The organism is Kinneretia sp. DJ1R-11 (assembly GCF_025717595.1).
GTDB lineage: Bacteria > Pseudomonadota > Gammaproteobacteria > Burkholderiales > Burkholderiaceae_C > Paucibacter_A.
Window position 1 is genome coordinate 121208 of record NZ_JAJIRR010000003.1, and the last position, 21817, is coordinate 143024.

Here is a 21817-nt window from a genome sequence, read left to right on the forward strand (position 1 = left end):
CATACAGGAGACTTCGCGATGCAGGCATTCGACTGGCAGAACCCTTATCCGAGCACACGCAGCCCGCTGTTCGCGCGCAATATCGTGTCCACCTCGCACCCGCTGGCCGCCCAAGCGGGCTTGCGCATCTTGGCCCAGGGCGGCAATGCGGTCGATGCGGCGATTGCCACGGCCGCCTGCATGACCCTGGTCGAACCCTGCAGCAACGGCCTGGGCTCGGACGCGTTCTGCATCCTCTGGGACGGTCAGCAGCTGCACGGCCTCAATGCCTCGGGCACGGCGCCCCAGGCCTGGACGCCCGAATACTTCTTCAAGACCTACGGCGCGGATGCCAAGACCCCGCCCAAACGCGGCTGGGGCGGCGTGACCGTGCCGGGCGCGGTGGCCGGCTGGGTGGCTTTGAGCGAGCGCTTTGGCAAGCTGCCTTTTGCCGACCTGATGGCCCCGGCCATTGAAATCGCCGAGCGCGGCTATGCCGTTCCGGTGGTGGTGCAGAGCAAATGGGCCATGGCCGCGGAGTTGGCCGATCTGACTGGGCAGCCCGGTTTTGCCGAAGCCTTCTTGCCGCGCGGCCGCGCGCCTCAGGTGGGCGAGCTGTTCAAGTTCCCGGCCGCAGCGCGCACCCTGCGCCTGATTGCCGAGAGCAAGGGCGAGGCTTTTTATCGCGGCGAGGTGGCGGCGGCCGTCGAGGCCTTTGCGCGCAGCACCGGCGGCGCCATCACCGCGGCCGACTTTGCGGCCTACCAGCCCGAGTGGGTGACGCCGATTTCGCAAAGCTATGCCGGCCACGAGCTGCACGAGATCCCGCCCAATGGCCAGGGCATCGCGGCCCTGATCGCCCTGGGCATCCTCAAGCACCGCGATCTCCGCCGCCATGCGGCCGACAGTGTGGCCGGCCAGCATCTGCAGATCGAGGCCATGAAGCTGGCCTTCGCCGATGTGTACCGTTATGTCGCCGACCCGCGCAGCATGGAGCTCACCACGGCCGAGCTATTGGACGAGCAGTACCTGGCCCGCCGCGCCGCCTTGATCGACCCGAGCCGGGCCCAGGATTTCCAGTGCGGAAACCCGGTCAAGGGCGGCACCATCTACCTGACCGCAGCCGACGAGAGCGGCATGATGGTCAGCTTCATCCAGAGCAATTACATGGGCTTTGGCTCCGGCCTCGTGCTGCCCGGTTACGGCGTGTCCTTGCAGAACCGCGGCCACTGCTTCACCCTGGAAGCGGGTCATCCAAACGTGGTCGCGCCCGGCAAGCGCCCCTTCCACACCATCATCCCCGCCTTCCTGACTCAGAACGGCCAGCCGCTCATGAGCTACGGCGTGATGGGCGGCAATATGCAGCCGCAAGGCCATATGCAGACCCTGGTGCGCATGCTGGACTATGGCCAGCAGCCGCAGACTGCCTGCGACGCGCCTCGCTGGCGTTTCAACGAAGGCCTGTCGCTCAATGTCGAGCCGCACATGCCTCCGGCCACGGTGGCCGGCCTGCGCGAGCTGGGCCATCAGATTGGCGACATCCACGACAGCTACCAAGACTTCGGCGCCGGCCAGTTCATTTGGCGCTTGGGCGACCCGGCGGTGGAAGGGTATGTGGCCGCCAGTGACCCGCGCCGCGACGGCGCCGCGGTCGGCTTCTGAAGCGAGGGTCAGGTCTTGCCTGTGTGCCGACCATGCCCGGCCTGATCGAGCGCCTGTCCCTGGGCTGGCAGACTGATCTGATCTTTGCTCGCTTCGACGGGCAGGTGATCGAGCGGCCCGACTGCCTGGTGCTGCGCATGCCCGGCAACCCGCTGTTCTACTGGGGCAATGCCTTGATCCTGCCCGAGCCGCCGCGTGACGCCGATCTGGCGCATTGGCTGCAGCGCTTTGAGGAGGAAGTTGGGCAGCACACGCGCGAGTCCGGCCATGTGGCCATCGGTTTTGATGCGGCCGTGCCGCATGAGCCGCTCTTGAGCTGGGCGGCGGCCGGCTTCGAGATCTTTGGCAGCGCCACCCTGGCTGTGACGGCGGCGGCCTGGCGCCGCCCGCAGCGGGCTTTGGCGCCCGAGTTCCACATCCGAGCGCTGGACTTGAGTCAGGAAAGCGAGCTGGCCGCGGTGCTCGACCTGCAATGCGAAAGCAATGATGTGGGGTACGAGCCCTTCGGCTACCGCGTCCACCGCGAGCGCCAGATGCGGCGCTATGCAGCCCTGCAGGCGGCCGGCCTGGGCGCCTGGTTCTCCGTGTTTGCGGGCGAGCAGATGGTGGCCGATTGCGGCTTGTTCCGGGCCACGCAGACCGGCCGGCCCGAGCTGGGCCGCTTTCAGCATGTCGGCACCCACCCGGCCTGGCGGCGCCGTGGCCTGTGCACGGCCTTGATTGATGCGGTGGTGGGGCAAGGCTTGCAGGCCTGGGGACTGGAGCGCTTGGTCATGTGCGCCGACCCGGAGGACGTGGCCATTGGCATTTACGAGTCGCTGGGTTTCTCGCGCGCGCTCGCTGGCGAGGTACGGGCCTTCGGCGCGCAGCGAAGGCCGGCCCGCGACTTGCCGTCGACCCAAGTTTGAGGGTTCGCGCAGCGCCCCCGATGTGCGGGGGCGTGACCACACGCACTTGCCCCGCGCCGTGGGCCGCTGTTAGCATGGCCGCTCTTGATTCAGATCAGACCATGACCAAGCTCCTCGACCGCACCCGACGACGCACACCCCGTGCGGCGCTCGCCTGCGTGAGAGTCGCAGCCTGGCCCCAGGCTGCCGCCGACTGCCCGCATTGACGCGGCGCTGCCTCGGTTTTCTCCTCCCCCTCGGTGAGCCGCCGTGCCTTTGATTTGCCGGCCCGCTGCTTCGCTTCAAGCTCACCCTGTTTCCTCTCTCGTTTGTCTCTCGCGTTCCGCCGCCTGGGTGGCGTTTGAACGTAGATGCCCTGGTGTTGCCCCTGACCCCGCCCTGCGCGCGGGAGCCAGCGCACCGGGAACCGTTTCGGAGTGTGTTTCACATGGCTTCCCGTTTTTTTGTTTCCCTGTCGCGCCCCGGCCATTGGCCGGGCCTCTTGTTCGAGCGAATGCGCCGCCTGCTGACCCTGCCGCCCGGCGACCTGCTGCGTGACGCGATCTACCGCCGGCTCTGGACCTCCATCCTGATCAGCTCCCTGGGCGGGCAGATCACGATGCTGGCCCTGCCACTGACGGCAGCCGTGCTTCTCAATGCCAGCCCCACACAGATGGGCTTGCTGACCTCGATGGAAATCGCGCCCTTTGTGCTGTTTTCGCTGCCCGGCGGCGTCTGGTTGGACCGCGTGCGCAAGCTGCCGGTCTACGTTTTTGGCGAGGCTTTTCTGGGCCTGGCCGTGGCCACCGTGCCGCTGGCGGCCTGGATGGGTTGGCTGACCATGAACTGGCTGTATGTGGTGGGCTTTGTGCTCGGCACGGTCTACACCATCGCCGGCAGTGCCGCGCAAATTGTGCTGACCCAGGTGGTCAGCCGCGACCGCCTGGTCGAGGCCCATGCCAAGAACGCGCTCGCCTCCAGCGGCGCCGAAGTGGCCGGGCCTGGCGTGGCCGGTGTGCTGATCAAGCTGCTGGGTGCACCCATGGCCCTGGCGGTGGATGCCGTGCTGGTGCTGTTCTCGGCCTTGATTCTGCGTGGCATCAAGGTGCAGGAGCAGTTGGCCCCGGCCGGCGAAGCCGACTTCTGGCGCGACCTCAAGGCCGGCGTGCAGTTCGTGCGCGAACGGGCCTTGCTGGTCAGCCTGGCCTGCACGGTGGGCGGTTGGCAGCTTTGCTACAACGCCGCCCAGGTGGTGCAGATCTTGTTTGCCACCCGCAGTTTGGGGCTGAGTGCACAGGAGGTGGGACTGAGCTATGTGGCCCTGGGCGCTGGCACGGTGCTGGCCAGTGTGTTCGGCCACCGCATCAGCGCGCGGGTCGGGCCGGGCCCCTGTCTGGTGCTGGGTATTGCCAGCTCGGGCCTGGGCTGGTTGCTGCTGGGTCTGATGCCGGCCAATGCCTGGGGCGTGGCGGCCTTTGCCTTCATGCTCTTCATGTTCGGCGTCGGAGCGGTGCTGATCTTCATCAACTTCCTGTCCCTGCGCCAGGCCGTCACACCGGCGCCCATGCTGGGCCGCATGACCAGCACCATGCGCTGGTTGATCTTGATCCCGGCCGGCCCCGGCGCCTTGTTGGGCGGCTGGCTCGGTGAGCATGTGGGCCTGCGCTCCTCGCTGCTGTTCGCAGGCGTTGGCGCGCTCTGCCTGAGCCTGATTGCATGGCGCCACCCCACCATCCGCGAGGTGCGCGAGTTGCCCAAGGTTGCGGACCTGGAGGACGCGAACCCGCAAGGCGTGGCCGGTGCCAGCGGCCTGGCGCTGGATTTGGGGCCCAATAAATGAGCGAAGCAAGACCTGACCCCAGCGTGCCCGACCCCATCCTGATCGAGGTGCCCGAGACGATCACCACCGAGCGCCTGCTGCTGGCCGCACCGCGGCCCGGCATCGGCCCGGCGCTGAGCGTGGCCGTGGCCGAGTCCATCGGCCTGCTCAGCCCCTGGATGCCCTGGGCACAGCAGGTGCCCAGCTTTGAGGAATCCGAAGCGGTGGCGCGCCGTCAATGCGCCGACTTCATCGCTCGCCGTGACCTCTGCTACCAGATCTACGACCGCGCGCCCGAAGGCCGTCGCCTGCTCGGCGGCACCGGCCTGCACCGCATGGACTGGACCGTGCGGCGCTTCGAGATCGGCTACTGGCTGCGCGCCAGCGCCCAGGGCCAGGGCTTCATGAGCGAAGCTGTGGCGGCCCTGAGTCGCATGGCTTTCGAGCAGCTGCGCGCCCGCCGCGTGGAAATCCGCATGGACGAGACCAACCGCGCCAGCCGCGCGGTGGCCGAACGCTGCGGCTTCGAGCTCGAAGGCATCTTGCGCTGCGACAGCCTGTCGCCGCAGGGCGAGCCGAGGAATACCTGCGTGTACGCGCGCTTGGGCCTGTGATCGATGAGCACGGCGGATCTGATTCGTTTTGACATGAGTGGCCCGCCAGACGCCGCGGCCTTTCAGCGGCTGTACGACAGCACCGGCTGGGCCGGCGGCCTGCAGCGTGAGCCCGAGTTCTTTGCGCGCGCCATGGCGGGTTCCTGGGCGCAGTGCGCGGTCTATTCCGGTGAGGAATTGGTGGGCTTCGGTCGGGTTATCTCGGATGGCGTCTTGCATGCCTTCATCACCGAGATGATTGTTTCGCCGTCCTGGCAAGGGCGGGGATTGGGTGCGCAGCTGCTTGATCGCCTGGTTCAGCATTGCCTGCAGCAGGGCTTGCGCGACATCCAGCTCTTCTGCGCCGAGGGCAAGCAGGGCTTTTACGAGAAGGGCGGTTTCACACCGCGCCTGCCGGGGCGACCGGGCATGCAGTACACGCGATGTGCTGAGGCCTCTGAATCGCCTACACCCCCTGACTCGCCTGAATAGCCCCGGCCCAGCGCGGCCATGCCCGCAAACCTATGCTGCGCGCTGAGCGCTTCAAGGACTCGCAGGCATGGATGACGACACGATAGGCAAGAGCTGGCACCGGCCTTCGCAGGCCCATGGCCCTGGGTCGAGGGCGCCAGCACCCGCCACCGAGCCCAGCCTGGCGGCCGCGCAAGCACGCATTGCGGCGGTCGACCCGGCGGCGTATGCGCGCAGCCGCAATGCCCTCGACGGCGCGGTCACGGGCTTGTCGCCCTACATCACCCATGGCTTGGTGAGCCTGACCGAGGTCCTGACCGGCGTGCAGCGGCGCCATGCGCTCGAGGTGCAGCACAAGCTGGTGTTCGAGCTCGGTTGGCGCGCTTACTTTCGCCATGTCTGGCAGCACCGCAGCGAGGCCATTTTTGACTCCCTGCACGAAGGCCCGTTGCCCGATGCGGCCTATGCCCGCGAGTTGCCGGCCGATGTGCGCCAGGCTTGCACGGGCGTGCCGGTGGTCGACCAGGCCGTGCGGACGCTCTACCAGACGGGCATGCTGCACAACCATGCGCGCATGTGGCTGGCCAGCTATCTGGTGCACGTGCGCAAGATCCACTGGCGCACCGGTGCCGATTGGCTCTACGGGCATCTGCTCGACGGCGATCTGGCCAGCAACCACCTGAGCTGGCAATGGGTGGCTGGCACCGGCAGCCGCAAGCCCTATTTGTTCAATGCCGAGAATGTGGCGCGTTATGCACCAGCGGACTGGCACAGCACAGGCACGGTGATCGATGTCAGTTACGAGGCCTTGGATCAGCTGGCGCGTCAGTCGCAAGCGGTGCTGCCGGAGGGTGAGGGCGAGCGCCCGGCTCCGACCGAGGCAGCTGCCTTGCTGTCCGCGCCTCCGCCCGATTTGGAGGTCCAGTCGCCCGATGCGAGCCAGGTTCAAGGCCGCGACGTGTGGATCGTCCATCCTTGGAGCCTGGGCGCGCTGCCTGCCGACTTGCCGCCAGATGCTTTGGTGATCGGCCTTTGGCTGCAGGACTTCCACCAAGCCTGGCCCTGGAGCGAGCGGCGCTGGCGTTTTGTCGTGGCGCGCATGGCCGAGCTCGGTGCGCTGATGTGGTGGGGCGATGCAGCGGTGGTGGGCCAAGCCTTGGCCGGCGCGCGCCGGGTGAGCTGCCGCGCCGAGCCGCATCTGCAAGCCTGGCTCTCGCGCTGGGCCGATTGCCTGCCCGAGCCGGCCCTGTTCCCGGAGGTGTCGCCGGGCTGCGCCTCCTTCTCCGCCTGGTGGACGCGCAGCACGCGCGGCCTGGCCTCAGCCGATGATTTGTTGTCAGCACCTCGCCGATGAAACCGCAAGCTTCTGAACAGCCCAGCGATTCGCTGACCGTGCTCTTCGACGGTGCCTGCCCGCTGTGCCGGCGTGAGATCGCGCTCTACCGCGACCAGGCCGAGGGCCAGCCGGTCTGCTTTGCCGATGTCAATGACCCGAGCCAGGTCTTGCCGGCGGGGCGCACACAGGCGGAGCTGCTGGCGCGCTTCCATGTGCAGCTGCCCGATGGGCGCTTGCTCAGCGGCGCCGAGGCTTTTCTGGCCCTGTGGGCGCGGCTGCCCGGCTGGCGCTGGCTGGCCTGGCTGGGGCGCCTGCCCGGCGTGACTCGCCTGATGGAATGGGCTTACCTGGGCTTTCTGCGTGTGCGGCCGGCCGTGCAGCGCGGATTTCGGCGCTGGAAACCCGACTGAGCTGCGCGCGCAGGCTCAGTGGTCTGGCGCGAAGCGATCCACCGCGTCGGTGATGATGCCGTCCACCCCGTTGGCCCGCAGCCAGGCCACGACCGATTCATCGTTGGCGGTGTAGATCAGGGCTTTCATGCCGGCCGCGTGGATGGCTTGCACGCGCGCTGCGTCCATCAGGCGGTAGTTGGTGATGACGGCCACGCAGCCCAGGCTTTGTGCCTCGGCAAGCCAGCTTTCGCGCGGGCTGTCGAGCAAGAGGCCGCGTGGCACGCCGGGGGCGGTCTCGCGGGCGCCTTCCAGGGCGACGGGCTCGAAAGAGCTGAACAGGGGCAGGAGCGCCTGCCCTTGCCACAGGCGCAGCACCTCGCGGCCCACGACTTGGCCGGTCAGGCGCTCCTGGCCCGGCGTCGGTTTGAGTTCCAGATTGAGGCCGAAGCGGTTGGCCTGAACGAAGCGGGCCACGGCTTCCAGGCTGGCCAGGGGCTCGCCCGCAAAGCTACGGCTGTGCCAGCTGCCGGCGTCCAGACGGCTCAGGTCCGACCAGCTCTGCGCGCTGGCCAGGCCGGAGCCCGTGCTGGTGCGGCGCAGGCTGCTGTCGTGCAGCAGGAAGGGAACGCCGTCCTGGCTCAGCTTCACATCGCATTCAAAAGCCCGGTAGCCATGGGCGGCGCCGAGGCGGAAGGCGGCCAGGGTGTTCTCGGGTGCCAGCTTGCCGGCGCCGCGGTGGGCGATCCAGAAAGGCAGGGGCCAGGGTGTATTGGACGAAGTGTTCATGGCTGCAGCGTCGGTCTAGGGCGGCGCCATATTAGCCCTGGAGAGGGCGCTCCAGATGCAAGGCCAATCGGCGCCAGAGGCCAGGGCAAATGCTGCGCTGCGGTACGATCACGGCCCGAGCGCGCAAGGCCCGGCCGCGCGATCCGCCGGCGGTTGCCGGTGTGGCGCAGGGCCGGCCATGACAGGCCTGGGCCACAAGCCCGTTGCTGCCCTGGGTCCGTTCGTTCCAGCCAATTTCCCAGCCTTGCGGCTGGGCTTTTCGGGCGCCAGAGCCCGAGGGGCCAGGCCGCAGCCAACCATGGGTGTGTTGCCCGCACCTGGCCGCCATGAATGCACCGCATCCGCTGATGCTTGAAGATCCCGCTGCCCCGAACGCCGCTGCCGATGCGGCTCATGCAGCGTCGCCCCGCCTGCGCGAGATTCCCTACAACTACACCTCCTTCTCCGATCGCGAGATCGTCATCCGCCTGCTCGGCGAGCCCGCCTGGGCCTTGCTGGACAAGCTGCGCGAGGAACGCCGCACCGGCCGCTCGGCCCGCATGCTTTACGAGGTGCTCGGCGACATCTGGGTGGTGCAGCGCAACCCCTATCTGCAAGACGACCTGCTGGACAACCCGAAACGGCGCGGCCAGTTGATCGAGGCCTTGCAGCACCGCCTGAGCGAGGTGGAGCGCCGCCGCGACCCGGGCACTGATCCGCAGCGCGATGCCGATGTCGGCCAACTGCTGGCCGCGGCCCAGGCGGCGGTGCGTCAGTTCGCCGGCCAGTTCGAGGTGGTGGCCGAGCTGCGCCGCCGCACGACTCGGCTGCTGGGCAAGACCACGGCGCGCGACAACATCAAGTTCGACGGCCTGTCGCGCGTCTCCCATGTCACTGACGCGACCGATTGGCGTGTCGAGTACCCCTTTGTCGTGCTGACCCCGGACAGCGAGGCCGAGATGGCCCAGCTGGTCAAAGGCTGTGTGGAGCTGGGCCTGACCATCATCCCGCGCGGCGGCGGCACCGGCTACACCGGCGGCGCCGTGCCCCTGGTCTGGAACAGCGCGGTCATCAACACCGAAAAGCTCGAAGGCCTGCGCGGCGTCGAGATGCTGACCCTGCCCGGCATGGACCGCGAGGTGGCCACCATTTGGAGCGAGGCCGGCGTGGTGACGCAGCGCGTCGCTGACCTGGCCGAGCAGCATGGCTTTGTCTTCGCCGTGGACCCGACCAGTGCCGAGGCCTCCTGCGTCGGCGGCAATGTGGCCATGAATGCCGGCGGCAAGAAGGCCGTGCTCTGGGGCACGGCCCTGGATAACCTCGCATCCTGGCGCATGGTCACGCCCGAGGCCAAATGGCTGGAGGTGACCCGCCTCAACCACAATATGGGCAAGATCCATGATGTGGAGACGGCCATTTTCGAGCTGCGCTACTTCGACGCGACCGGCAAGAAGCTGGAGCGCACCGAGCGGCTCGACATCCCGGGCCGCACCTTCCGCAAAGAAGGCCTGGGCAAGGACGTCACCGACAAATTCCTGGCCGGCCTGCCCGGCATCCAGAAAGAGGGCTGCGACGGCCTGATCACCAGCGCCCGCTGGGTCGTGCACAAAATGCCGGCCCATGTGCGCACGGTCTGCCTGGAGTTCTTCGGCAACCCCAAGGACTGCGTGCCCTCCATCGTCGAGATCCGCGACTTCATGTTCGCCGAGGCGGCCCGCCCGGGCGGCGCCATCCTGGCCGGCCTGGAGCATCTGGACGATCGCTACCTCAAGGCCGTCGGCTACTCGACCAAGAGCAAGCGCGCCCATGCAGCCGGTGCTTCGTCCAACGGCTTGCCCAAGATGGTGCTGGTCGGCGACATCGTCGGGGAGGACGCCGACGCCGTGGCCCGAGCCACCTCAGAAGTGGTGCGCCTGGCCAACAGCCGCAACGGCGAGGGCTTTGTCGCCATCAGCGCCGATGCGCGCAAGAAGTTCTGGCTGGACCGCAAGCGCACGGCCGCCATCTCCAAGCACACCAATGCCTTCAAGGTGAACGAGGATGTGGTGATCCCGCTGCCGCGCATGGGCGAGTACACCCTGGGCATCGAGCGCATCAATATCGAGCTCTCGCTGCGCAACAAGCTGGCCTTGGTCGGCGCGCTGCAGCAGTTGTTCGGCAGCAGCAAGCTGCCCCTGGGCAAGAGCGATGACGCCGGCGAAATCCCCAGCGCCGAGCTGCTCGGCGACCGCGTGCAGCAGGCCCTGGCCCTGCTGGCCGAGGTGGGCGCGCAGTGGCAGCTGTGGAAAGATGAGCTGGATCTTGCGAGGCCCGAGGAGGCTGGCAGTTACTTCGACCAGCTGCAAGACCACAGCCTGCGTGCGTCCTGGAAGACGCAGATCTTCAAGCCCCTGCAAACCATCTTCAGCGGCGCGGCTTTCGCGCAGATTCTGGAGGAATGCAAGCGCATCCACCAGGAGGTGCTGCGCGGCCGGGTCTGGGTGGCCCTGCACATGCATGCCGGCGACGGCAATGTGCACACCAACATCCCCGTCAACTCCGACAACTACGAGATGCTGCAGACGGCGCATGAGGCGGTGGGCCGCATCATGAAGCTGGCACGCAGTCTGGACGGCGTGATCTCGGGCGAGCACGGCATCGGCATCACCAAGCTGGAGTTCCTCAGCGATGAGGAGCTGGCCGATTTCGCCGACTACAAGCTGCGCGTCGACCCGGAAGGCCGCTTCAACAAGGGCAAGCTGCTGCGCCCGAATGCGTCCACCCACGGCACTTTCGCCGACCTGACCAATGCTTACACGCCCAGCTTCGGCCTGATGGGGCATGAGTCGCTGATCATGCAGCAGAGCGATATCGGCGCCATCAGCGACTCGATCAAGGACTGCCTGCGCTGCGGCAAGTGCAAGCCGGTTTGCGCCACCCATGTGCCGCGCGCCAATCTGCTTTATTCACCGCGCAACAAGATCCTGGCCACCTCGCTGCTGGTCGAGGCTTTCTTGTACGAAGAGCAGACCCGCCGCGGCATCTCGATCAAGCATTGGGAAGAGTTCGAGGATGTGGCCGACCACTGCACGGTCTGCCACAAATGCGCCAACCCCTGCCCGGTCAAGATCGACTTTGGCGATGTGACCATGAATATGCGCAACCTCTTGCGCAAGATGGGTCAGAAGAGCTTCCGCCCCGGCAATGCCGCGGCCATGTTCATGCTCAACGCCACCAACCCCGAGACCATCAAGATGGCCCGGGCCGCCATGGTGGGTGTGGGCTTCAAGGCCCAGCGCCTGGCGCACGATGTGCTGAAGACCTTTGCCAAGAAGCAGACTGCTGCACCGCGCGCCACCTTGGGCCCGGCGCCGATCAAGGAACAAGTCATCCACTTCATCAACAAGAAGCTGCCCGGTGGACTGCCCAAGAAGACGGCGCGCGCGCTCCTGGACATCGAGGACAAGGACTACGTGCCCATCATCCGCAACTCGGCCGTCACCACGGCCGAGACGGAGGCCGTGTTCTATTTCCCCGGCTGCGGCTCCGAACGTCTGTTCAGCCAGGTCGGCCTGGCGACGCAGGCCATGCTCTGGCATGCCGGCGTGCAGACCGTGCTGCCTCCGGGTTATCTGTGCTGCGGCTATCCGCAGCGCGGCTCGGGCCAGTTCGACAAGGCCGAGAAGATGATCACCGACAACCGGGTGCTCTTCCACCGCGTCGCCAACACCTTGAACTACCTGGACATCAAGACCGTGGTGGTTTCTTGTGGCACCTGCTATGACCAGCTGCAGGGTTACAAGTTCGAGGAGATCTTCCCCGGCTGCCGCATCATCGACATCCACGAGTACCTGCTGGAGAAGGGCATCACGCTGGGCAGCGACAAGAGTTACCTCTACCACGACCCCTGCCACACACCCATGAAGCTGCAGGAGCCGATGAAGACGGTCAAGGCCTTGGTCGGTGACAACGTGGTCGAGAGCAAGCGCTGCTGCGGCGAGAGCGGCACCCTGGGTGTGACTCGGCCGGACATCTCGACCCAGATCCGCTTCCGCAAGGAAGAAGAGCTGCGCAAGACCGAGACCCAGCTGCGCGAGAGCGGCAAGGTCGCGGCCGCCGACAACCTCAAGATCCTGACCAGCTGCCCGAGCTGCCTGCAAGGTCTGTCGCGCTACGGTGGCGACCTGCAGAACGGCTTGCTGGAGGCCGACTACATCGTCGTCGAGATGGCGCGTCAAATCCTCGGCGAGAACTGGTTGCCGGAATACGTGGCCAGGGCCAACAACGGCGGGATTGAGCGCGTTCTGGTTTGAGGGCGGAGCAGGTGAATGGGTGAACGGGTGAATGGTGAATGGTGAAAGGTTCACCAGGCGCGCAGCGCCGCTCACCTGTTCACCTGTTTACTTCTTTCGACCGCCTCACTCCGCCGCCAGCTTGCGCTCCCGTATCAGCCGGTGCCAGATTTCGGTTTCTTGCTGCACAAAGCGGCTCAGGCCGGCGGCGTCTCCGGGCGTCACCTCAAGGCCGAACTCCTCCAGCCTGGCCTTCAGCTCGGGTAGCGCCAAGGCCTTTTGCAGTTCGGCACCTAGCTTCTGGTTCACCGGCTCGGGCGTGCCCCGGGGCAGGAACAAGCCTTGCCAGGCCGACACATCGACGCCCTTGAGCCCCAGCTCCTCAAAAGTCGGCACATCGGGCAGTTGGGCCACGCGCTTGCTGCTCAGCACGGCCAAGGCGCGCAGCTTGCCGGCGCGGATCTGCGGCAGACTGGCGGCGGTGTCGAGGATGGCCATGGGCACGACACCGGCCAGCAGGTCTTGCACCGCGTTGACGGTGCCGCGGTAGGGCACGTGGACGATGAAGCTGCCGCTTCGATCCTTCAGCAGTTCCATGGCCAGGTGGTGCGGGCTGCCCACGCCGGGTGAGGCATAGCTGAACTTGCCGGGGCTTTTCTTCACATCCGACAGCCACTGGCCGACGCTGCTGAAGCCAGCCTGCGGGTTGACCACCAGCAACAAGGGGAAGCGCGCCATCAAGCCCACGGCTTGGAAGTCGCTGACGGCATAGGGCAGCTTCTTGTACATGGCGCTGTTGAACACCATGGCGCCGTTGTCGCCGCTGAGCCAGGTGTAGCCATCGGCGGCTGATTTGGCGGCGGCGTCGGTGCCGATGCCACCGCCGGCACCGGGCCGGTTGTCGATCAGGATCTGCTGCCCGAGCTGCTTGCTCAGCTGCGGCGCCAGCTGGCGGGCCAGGAAATCGGAGCCACCGCCGGCCGGGTAGGCCACGATCCACTTGATCGGCCGGTTCGGCCAGGCCGCCGCGCTGCCGTTCTCTGCCTGGGCGCTAGCAGCCAAGCTCAGCAGACCGAGCAGGCCCAGGCGACGCAGGCTGGCGCGCCGAGCTGGCGACAGATCTTGTGGGTGTGATGACATCGGGCGCGCTCCTCGCAGGCATTGCTACAGTCGGCGCATCTTAGTCAGCCCGGGCTCGCGCTTATGTCGCTTTGTCTCAGTGATTGCCCTTTGTGCCGTGACCCAGTTCATGCGCCACCCGAAGCCGGTGTGCAGCTGCTGCTGCAGCGCCCACTCTACCGCGTGGTGCGGGTGCTGGATGACGCCTTTCCGGCCTTTTACCGCGTGATCTGGCAGGCGCATGTGGCCGAATTCAGTGACCTTGAGGCCGCTGAGCGCAGGGCTTGCATGGACGCCGTCATCGCGGTCGAGCGTGCCTTGCGCGAGCAGCTGCAGCCCCGCAAGGTCAATCTGGCCACACTGGGCAATGTGGTTCCGCATCTGCACTGGCATGTGATCGCCCGTTTCGACTGGGACAGCCATTTTCCAGCGCCGATATGGGCGGCTGCCCAGCGACCGGCCGACGCAGCCCAGCTGGCCACGCTGGAGCAGGCCTTGCCGGCGCTGGACCGGGCAGTCTTGGCCGCGCTGCAGACCCTGCCGGACTGAGCCGTCGCTGTCAGCCCCGGTTTGACCCCATGTCCCGCGCCGCTTGCGGCGCCTAAACTGCCAAGCCATAAGAAGCAGGGCAGGGTGTAGGACCACGAGACTTGGGGCCTGCCATGGCATTGGGATCAGAGTTGGGATCGCCTGCGGCGATCGAAGCGAGTTTGAACGAGGCCGAGGCCCTGTTGGCGGCCGAAGCCTATGAGGCGGTGCTCAGCCGTACGCGCGGCTTGCTGGATGCACTCGAAGCCGCTGCTTCGGTCAGCTGGCGACCGCTGGCGCGCCGCATCTACCAGCTGCGCGGTGACTGCCTCACCCGGCTGGACCGCTTCAGCGAGCTGCTGCAGGACAGTGCGGCCATGCTCGATCTGCTGTCGGTGGACCAGGCCTCCCCCGAGCGCGCCGAGCTGATGATCAAGATGTCCTTCGCCCACGCCAACCTGGCCATGCCCGAGCAGGCCTTGCGCGCCGCCCATGTGGCGCTGCAGGACGCCCTGGCCCTGGGCCAGCGCATGACGGCGGCACAGGCCCTGGAACGGGTGGCCATGGCCTACCTGAGCATGGGGGACGGCGTGGCCGCCGAACGATTCATGTTCGAGGCCCTGGAACACAGCGACGACAGCAGCCCGCCGCTCGAGCAACTGCGCCGCACATCCAATGCCATGCATCTGCTTTGCACCCTGCATGATGCTTATCTGGACATGGGCTTGAGCGAGCTGGCCGATGCGGTCTTGGCGCGCGCGCGTGGACTGCCGGCGCGGGCTGAGCTTTGGCTGCCGCAGGTGCCGGGGCGCTATATGGTCTGCATGTGGTGGGCCAACCAGGCGCGTTGCTGGCGCCGCAGCCAGCGCCTGGCTGAGGCCCAGTCCATGTTTGAAGACTGCGTGGCCGAAGGCGGCGCTCAGGGCTGGCATGCCGTGCGCCGGCCGGTACAGCTGGAGTTGGCTTTGATGGCCGAGGCGCGCGGTGATCTCGCTCATGCATTGCAGCTGCTGCATGCCTTGTTCGAGCCAGAGAATCTGCGCGTGCGCGATGTCGTCGCCTTGCCGGCTTACCGGATGCTCGAGCGGGTCTGCCGTGGCCTGGGCCAGGCCGAGGCGGCGGAGCAGGCCGGGCGGCAGCTCCGGGCCCGGCAGCTGGCGCGCCAGCAGGCCAGCCTGGAAGCCGCGACCCAAACTCAGGGTCTGGCGCCCATGATTTTGGCGGCCCTGGCAGCGGCCGATCGCCAGCGTCTGGAGGCGGAGATTCAGCGCCTGCGCAGCGAGCCGGAAGCCGGCGCCCGGCTGCGCATGCTGGATGGTGAGGCCTGGTTCAAGCTCGGCCTGCCCTGAGGCGCTGGGTCAGGCGGCCGCTTGCACCGCTTGTACTGCCACGGGAGCCGCCGCCGTCGCGAGACCCAGTTGACCGAACAAGTCCTTGGGGTCGGCCATTTGCGGGATCAGGCTGACGTCTTGGCCCAGGCCCAGCTCGCGAGCCAGATCGCGCAGCAGGCGCAGGGCCGAAAAGTCTTCCAGGGCAAAGCCGACGGAGTCGAAGAAGGTGATCTGTGCTTCGCTGTCGCGGCCGGCGCTCAGGCCCTTGAGCACGCGCCAGAACTCGGTGACCGGGAACTCGGCCGGCATCTGTTGCAGATCGCCTTCGATGCGCGATTGCGGCTCGAACTCGACGAAGACCTTGGAGGCTTCCAGCACACCGCGGTGCATCTCGGTCTTGCCGGGGCAGTCGCCGCCGACGCCGTTGATGTGCATGCCGGGCTCGATCATCTCGGGCGTCAGGATGGTGGCGTTGGTCTTGTCAGCGGTCACGGTGGTGACGATGTCGGCGCCGCGCACGGCCTCGGCCGTGCTCTTGCAGGCGATCAGGCGCAGGCCAGGCAGGGCGCTCAGATGGCGCTGCAGCTTGGCGGTGGCTGCCGGGTCGATGTCGTAGAGGCGGATCTCGCTGATGCCCAGCAGGTGGTAGAAGGCCAGGGCCTGGAATTCGCTTTGCGCGCCATTGCCGATCAAGGCCATGCTGCGGGCGTTCTTGCGCGCCAATTGCTTGGCGGCCATCACCGAGGTGGCGGCGGTGCGGATGGCGGTGGTCAGCGTCAGTTCGCTGAGCAGCTCAGGCCGGCCGGTGGCCACGTCCGCCAGCAGACCCACGGCCATGACGGTGGGCAAGCCGGCACGGGTGTTCTTGGGGTGGCCGTTGACGTATTTGAAGCTGTAGAGGTTGGCGTCGGCGATGGGCATCAGCTCGATCACGCCGTCCTCGGAATGGCTGGCCACGCGAGCGCATTTGTCGAACTCATTCCAGCGCAGGTAGTCGGCTTCGAGATAGCCGACCATGCGCTTGAAAAACTCGGCCATGCCGAGGGTCTGGGCCATTCGGGCGACGTCTTGCGTGTTCAGCAAAGTGGTCATGGGAAGTCTCCGTTGTTCTGTTGCCATGGATTCTTCCCAAGCTCGCTGCTAGCGAGAAGAGCAAGAACTGATCAATTAGTGATGGGAATTTGTCATTTTGGTAGAGTCGATTGGCGAAATGGCAATTTTTGATGGAGAGGTGAACGAGTGAACAAGTGAACGGGTGAACAAAACACCCGGCGTCCTTGCCGCCCCTTCACCCCTTCACCTGTTCACCAATTTACCCATTTACCCATTCACCTTCCCCCCCCATGGACACCCTCGACCAACAACTGATGGCCCTGCTGCGCCTCGACGCCCGTGCCACCGTGGCCACACTGGCGGCCAAGCTCAAGGTCTCGCGCGGCACCGTCACCAATCGCATCGCCAAGTTGGAGGACGCCGGTGTCATCGTCGGCTACACCGTGCGCCTGAGGCCCGATGTCACACCCAATGAGATCTGCGCGTGGATGAGCATTGCTGTCGAGGGCAACAAAACCCGCGAGGTGATCAGCATCTTGCTGGGCGAGCCCGGGGTCTCCGGCCTGTTCGACACCAACGGCCGTTGGGACCTGCTGGCCGAGTTGCGTGCGGCCACCCTGGCCGAGCTGGCGGATGTGCTGGAACGGGTGCGCCTGATCAAGGGCATCGGTGCCACCGAAACAAGCATTCATTTGCAGACCTACAAAGCGGCGTGATGGCGCGCCGGCCATGTACATTGGCAGCTGTCCCGATGTGGCCGGAGTCGGCAGCCGCAGGGGACAGTTCCCGACCCGCGAGTCGAGCGCTGATCCAAGATCGCCCTGCTCGCACAGCCCCACGATGAACGAAGACCTGCCCTCAGCCCCTGCGCCGATTGCCGACGTCGACACCCAGCTCGAGCTGGCGCTGCGCGAGCGCGACATCATCCTGGCCAATGCTGGCGTGGGCATCGTCTTCGTCAAGCAGCGCATCATCATGCGCTGCAACACCCGTTACGCCGAGATCTTCGGCTATGCCGATGCCCAGGCGCCGATCGGCCGCAGCAGCATCGAGATCTATCCCGACGAAGCCGCCTTCAAGCAGCTGGGCGCCGAAGCCTATCCGGTACTCGCCAGTGGCCAGCGCTACAAGACCGAGCGCCTGATGCGGCGGCGCAGCGGCGAGCTGTTCTGGAGCAGCATGACCGGGCGCCTGATCGCGCCCGAGGACCCTGGACAGGGATCGATCTGGATCGTCGACGACATCACCGAACAGAAGCTGGCCCAGGACGCCTTGGCCGCCGTCACTGCCGAGCAGCACCTGATCCTCGACCATTCCATGGTCGGCATCGTCTTCCTGCGCGAGCGCCGTGTGACGCGTTGCAACCGCAGCTTCGAACAGCTGTTCGGCTACGCTCATGGCGAGCTGGACGGCAGCTCCTCGCGCCAGTGGTATCTCACCGATGCCGACTGGGAGGCCGCGGGTCAGCGCTGTTACGAGCCCTTCAAGCAGGGCCGCGCCTTCGAAGGCGAAATGCTGCTGCGCAAGAAGGACGGCACTCCGGTGCACTGCGAGGTGCGTAGCAAGGCCATCGATGTCAAGGACCTCTCGCGCGGTTCGATCTGGATCACCATGGACATCAGTGCGCGCAAGAACGCCGAAAGCGCCTTGGTCCAGGCCAAGGACGACCTGGAGCATCTGATCAAGAAGCGCACCCGCCAGCTGCAGCAAACCGTGCTGGCCATGGAGCAAAAGGTGCTGGAGCAGCAGCGTGCCGAGGCGCACATCCAGCGCTTGGCTCATTTCGATGCGCTGACCGGCCTGCCCAACCGCGTGATGTTGGCCGAACGCTGCCACCAGGCGCTCGAGATCGCCCGCCGGCATGGCGAAAGCCTGGCCCTGGTCTTTCTCGACCTGGATCATTTCAAGAACGTTAATGATTCACTGGGCCACCGCTTTGGCGATGAGCTGCTGAAGATCCTGGCACGCCGACTCAAGACCGCTGTGCGCGAGCAGGACACGGTCTCGCGCCTGGGCGGCGACGAGTTCGTGCTGGTGCTGCCGGGCACCGATGCCGCTGGGGCCGGCCATGTCGCCGAGAAGGTCATGGAGCTGGCCGGGGAGCCTTTCCAGATCGAGCAGAACGAGCTCAATGTCACGCCCTCGATCGGCATTGCCATGTACCCGGCCGACGGTGACGGCTTCGACGCCTTGTGCAAGTGCGCGGACATCGCCATGTACCGCGCCAAGCAGGACGGCCGCAACAGCTACCGCTTCTTCACCGCCCAGATGCAGGCCGAATCGGTGCGCGTGCTGCAGCTGGAGAACTCGCTGCGCCGAGCCCTGGAACGCGAACAGCTGAGCCTGGTCTACCAGCCTCAGGTGTCGCTGCTGAACGGCCGGGTCATCGGTGCCGAAGCCTTGTTGCGCTGGCAGCACCCGGAGCTGGGTTGGGTCTCCCCGGCCGAGTTCATTCCAGTGGCGGAAGCCAGCGGCTTGATCGTGCCCATCGGTGAATGGGTGCTGCGTACCGCTCTTGCCCAGCTCAAACGATGGCTGGACGCCGGCATGGCGCCGCTGGTGATGGCGGTCAATATCTCCTCGGTGCAGTTCAGGCATAACGACCTGCCGGAGCTGACAGGGCGCATCTTGGAACAGGTCCAACTGCCGCCCGAGCTGCTCGAGTTGGAGCTGACCGAGGGCGTGGCCATGCGCGACCCCTTGGGCGCCATCGCGGTGATGAGCGATCTACACCAGCGTGGCATCCGCCTGTCCATCGACGATTTCGGCACCGGCTACTCTTCGCTCAGCTATCTGAAGAAGTTCCGTGTCTACAAGCTCAAGGTCGACCAGAGCTTTGTCCGCGACCTCGGCGACGACCCTGAGGACCGCGCCATCGTCAGCGCCATCATCAGCATGGCCCACAGCCTCGGCTTGCGCACGATCGCCGAGGGGGTGGAGACCATGGACCAGCTGCAGTTCCTGCGCAGCCAGGGCTGCACCGAGGTGCAGGGCTATTTATTCAGCCGGCCGCTCTCGGCCGAGGCCTTTGCCGCCTTTGTGGCCGCCGGCCTGCATCTGCCGGCTGAGCACAGCGAACTCGGGCCGGAGAGCGGCTGAGAGGGTGAGACCCCTTCCGCCCGTTCTTTCCTGCTTCAGGGCCGGGCGGCGGGCCGCGCCTCCAGCTGGTGCTGCGCCGGCCCGGCCAGCAAAGGCGTGGGCCGCGCCCGCATGAAGTCGGCGTGCCCGGCACCGTAGTAGGGCGAGAGCGGGTGGCCGCTCTGGCCGCCGGGCATGCTCAGAAGGCCCTGGTCTTCATGGCCGGGCGACACCACCAGACGCTGCGACTGGCCGTGGCGCTGCTGCATGACCTGGGGCAGATTGGCGTCGCCGTCCATGGGCTCTTGCGGCATGTCCAGCCAGGGCGCCAGGGCCGGAATCGCACGCGACAGCACATGCTGGATGCGGCTCGGGTTGGCCTGGCCCCAGGTGGCTTGGGGCAGCGGCAGCTTGCCGCCTTCGCTCAGCTCGGCCACAGCGGCATCGACCTGGCTGCGCTCGAAAGCCTGCCAGCTGCTGAAGCCGGGCGGCAGCAGATGGGCGGGCTTGAGCTCCAGGGCCTGCACCGCGCTGTATTCGAAGTTCTTCTTCCAGGCCATGCGGGTCTTCTCATCGCCCTGCATCTCGGCCCCCAGCAGCGGCCGGGTCCAGGCCAGCCAGAGCGCGTCCAGCGTGTGCAGGCGCACGCTGCGGGCCAGGCGGTAGCCGACCTGGTCAGCGGCGGCTTGGCCGTTCCATTGCTGCAGCAGGCGCAGCACCTCGGCATGGGGCGCATGGCCGGCAGCGCCGGCCTCGATGCGCCGGGCCCAGGTCTTGATGAAGCGCGCCTCGTGGTCCAGATGGATGGCGGCCAAGCTGGCCTCGTCATGCTGCGGCCGCTCGCTCAGGCGCTCGCGCACCTGGCGCGCACGCGCGCCGAGGTCAAAGCCGCCGTCACCGATCAGCTCGCCCCAGGCGCCGGCGCTCTGGCGGTTGTTGGCGGTCCAGAGCTGGCCGTCTTTGGGGTTCTGGATCAGGGGATAGTCGGCCGGCGCCAGCCAGCCGCGCGCCGGCGTGTCCAGGTTCTGGAAGCGTGCATAGCGACTGCCCAGCCCGGACTCGCTCCAGAGGCGGCCTGCCACCGTCCAGGCGATCTGGCCTTTGCGGTCGGCCATCAGCATGTTCTGCTGCGGCAGGCCGGCCGTGCGCGCTTGGGCCAACAGCTGCTCCAGTGATCGTGCCTGGATGAAGTCGTCGACGCCGAGGTTGTAGGCCTCGCCCTGGTGCGCCACCCAGCGCAGGGCATAACGTTGGCCCTGAATGGTTTTCATGATGGGCGCGCCGTCCACTTCCTGCACGCGCAGCGTGCGCGCCGCGCCGCCCTTGACGGCGATGCTTTCCTCGAAGACGCGCAGCCGCCCTTCAGGCAGCTCGGCCGGCAGCCGGATCCAGTCGAACCACTGGCCATAGGCATTGGTGAAGCCCCAGGCAACATGGCCGTTGCTGCCCACGACCAGGCTGGGCGCACCGGGCAGGCTCAGGCCCGCGGCGCGCAGGGCGCCGTCGCCACGGCCGATTTGCAGCTGGGTTCGGTACCAGATGCTGGGCACGCCCAGGCCCAGGTGCATATCGTCGGCCAGGATGGCGCGGCCGTCGGCCGTGCGGCTACCGGCCACGGCCCAGTTGTTGCTGCCCAGCACGGCCTCGTCCTCCGGTGCGCGCGGACGCAGTCCCGCCACCGCTTCGGGCTGATGGGCGGCCTTCTGAAGATTGATCAGCTCCGGGCCGGGCAGGGCCAGCGGCGCCAGCTGGCTGCCGTCCAGGGCTGCATCCCAGGCGCCACCGCGCGGCGTCAGCCAGTCGAACAAGGTGTCTCCAGCTTTCTCGCGCAGCAGGGCGCGTTCGAAGCCGCCCTGGATGCCGCCGCTTTGCAGCATGGTGAACATTTCGCCGATCACCAGCAGCGAATCCACTGGCTGCCAGTCCTGGGGCTGGGCGCGCAGCAGCAGGTACTGCCAGGGCCGAACCCGCAAGGCCGCCAGGCCGGCATTGACGCCGCCGGCATAGGCTTGCAGCAGCGCGCGGTCGGCGTCGCTCATGCCGGCCAGGCGTTCGCTCAAGCGCGCCCGCAGGCGGTGCAGGCGGCGTTCCTGGTCGCGTTCCACGGCTTGCGGCCCGAACAAGGCGGCCAGTTCACCGGCAGCCGAGCGGCGGCTCAGGTCCATCTCGAAAAAACGTTCCTGCGCATGGACAAAGCCCAGGCCGCGTGCCAGATCGAGCCGGTTCTCGCCCTGCAGCACGGCTGTGCCCAGGCTGTCGCGGGCCAGGCTCAGGGGGGCGCTCAGGCCCGGCAGTTCGATGCGTCCGTCCAGCTGCGGCAGGCTGGCGCGCAGCAAGGCCCAGAGCGTCATGGCCAGGAGCAGGACCAGCAGGAGCAGGCCGATCAGGCTGCGGCGAACGATCAGGCGCCAGGTGCGCGGGGCGGAGGTCGGAAGGGACATGGCAGAAGGGCAGCGGGGCGGTGGCCAAACGGTGAGGGCGCCGCGATTGTGGCCGGCCGCTGGCGCAGTCCGATTCGGGGTTTTGCAGGGTA

Annotated in this window: 16 protein-coding genes; 12 read left to right on the forward strand and 4 right to left on the reverse strand. The window is 67.0% G+C overall.

Translation table 11 applies throughout. The features are described 5' to 3' along the window. The first annotated feature begins 18 nt into the window (after positions 1-18). From LNV23_RS07270 to LNV23_RS07300, 7 genes are all read left to right on the forward strand, one after another. On the forward strand, positions 19-1641 hold the full coding sequence (locus tag LNV23_RS07270) for a gamma-glutamyltransferase family protein (RefSeq protein WP_263562365.1): 1623 nt from the start codon (positions 19-21) through the stop codon (positions 1639-1641). A 32-nt stretch (positions 1642-1673) separates the two neighbouring features. After that, entirely contained in the window at positions 1674-2549 is an 876-nt protein-coding gene (locus LNV23_RS07275; RefSeq protein WP_263562366.1) for a GNAT family N-acetyltransferase, read from the forward strand. A 427-nt stretch (positions 2550-2976) separates the two neighbouring features. Further along, complete coding sequence (locus LNV23_RS07280; RefSeq protein WP_263562367.1) at positions 2977-4368, forward strand: MFS transporter; 1392 nt, start codon at positions 2977-2979, stop codon at positions 4366-4368. Next, on the forward strand, positions 4365-4961 hold the full coding sequence (locus tag LNV23_RS07285; protein WP_263562368.1) for a GNAT family N-acetyltransferase: 597 nt from the start codon (positions 4365-4367) through the stop codon (positions 4959-4961). The genes LNV23_RS07280 and LNV23_RS07285 overlap by 4 nt, the downstream gene beginning before the upstream one ends. Positions 4962-4994: 33 nt before the next feature. Beyond that, complete coding sequence (locus LNV23_RS07290; RefSeq protein ID WP_263562369.1) at positions 4995-5432, forward strand: GNAT family N-acetyltransferase; 438 nt, start codon at positions 4995-4997, stop codon at positions 5430-5432. A gap of 67 nt (positions 5433-5499) precedes the next feature. After that, positions 5500-6765 carry an FAD-binding domain-containing protein gene (locus LNV23_RS07295; protein ID WP_263562370.1) on the forward strand — a complete coding sequence of 422 codons (1266 nt, stop codon included), beginning with the start codon at positions 5500-5502 and terminating at the stop codon, positions 6763-6765. Beyond that, complete coding sequence (locus LNV23_RS07300; protein ID WP_263562371.1) at positions 6762-7157, forward strand: thiol-disulfide oxidoreductase DCC family protein; 396 nt, start codon at positions 6762-6764, stop codon at positions 7155-7157. The genes LNV23_RS07295 and LNV23_RS07300 overlap by 4 nt, the downstream gene beginning before the upstream one ends. Before the next feature lie 15 nt (positions 7158-7172). Here the strand turns inward: LNV23_RS07300 and ugpQ are convergent, their stop codons facing one another. Next, complete coding sequence (ugpQ, locus tag LNV23_RS07305) at positions 7173-7925, reverse strand: glycerophosphodiester phosphodiesterase (protein WP_263562372.1); 753 nt, start codon at positions 7923-7925, stop codon at positions 7173-7175. A gap of 326 nt (positions 7926-8251) precedes the next feature. On the opposite strand from ugpQ, the gene LNV23_RS07310 reads away from it, so the two are divergent. Beyond that, entirely contained in the window at positions 8252-12196 is a 3945-nt protein-coding gene (locus LNV23_RS07310; protein ID WP_411910551.1) for a DUF3683 domain-containing protein, read from the forward strand. A 105-nt stretch (positions 12197-12301) separates the two neighbouring features. Here the strand turns inward: LNV23_RS07310 and LNV23_RS07315 are convergent, their stop codons facing one another. After that, the gene (locus LNV23_RS07315) at positions 12302-13315 is read right to left on the reverse strand and encodes a Bug family tripartite tricarboxylate transporter substrate binding protein (protein WP_263562373.1); all 1014 of its coding nucleotides are present in this window, start codon (positions 13313-13315) and stop codon (positions 12302-12304) included. Between the two features lie 63 nt (positions 13316-13378). Between LNV23_RS07315 and LNV23_RS07320 the strand changes: the two genes are divergently transcribed. Further along, positions 13379-13843 (forward strand): HIT family protein, encoded by a 465-nt coding sequence (locus LNV23_RS07320; RefSeq protein WP_411910552.1) that lies wholly within the window; start codon positions 13379-13381, stop codon positions 13841-13843. 113 nt (positions 13844-13956) lie between these two features. Then, entirely contained in the window at positions 13957-15171 is a 1215-nt protein-coding gene (locus LNV23_RS07325; protein WP_263562374.1) for a hypothetical protein, read from the forward strand. Between the two features lie 9 nt (positions 15172-15180). On the opposite strand, the gene ocd is transcribed toward LNV23_RS07325, so the two are convergent. Beyond that, on the reverse strand, positions 15181-16245 hold the full coding sequence (ocd, locus tag LNV23_RS07330; RefSeq protein WP_263562375.1) for an ornithine cyclodeaminase: 1065 nt from the start codon (positions 16243-16245) through the stop codon (positions 15181-15183). Between the two features lie 251 nt (positions 16246-16496). On the opposite strand from ocd, the gene LNV23_RS07335 reads away from it, so the two are divergent. Then, complete coding sequence (locus LNV23_RS07335) at positions 16497-16922, forward strand: Lrp/AsnC family transcriptional regulator (protein ID WP_263518580.1); 426 nt, start codon at positions 16497-16499, stop codon at positions 16920-16922. Between the two features lie 124 nt (positions 16923-17046). Beyond that, positions 17047-19305 (forward strand): sensor domain-containing protein, encoded by a 2259-nt coding sequence (locus LNV23_RS07340; protein ID WP_263562376.1) that lies wholly within the window; start codon positions 17047-17049, stop codon positions 19303-19305. A gap of 35 nt (positions 19306-19340) precedes the next feature. Here the strand turns inward: LNV23_RS07340 and LNV23_RS07345 are convergent, their stop codons facing one another. After that, positions 19341-21725, reverse strand: a complete 2385-nt coding sequence (locus LNV23_RS07345) for a penicillin acylase family protein (protein ID WP_263562377.1) — start codon at positions 21723-21725, stop codon at positions 19341-19343. Between the last annotated feature and the right edge of the window lie 92 nt (positions 21726-21817).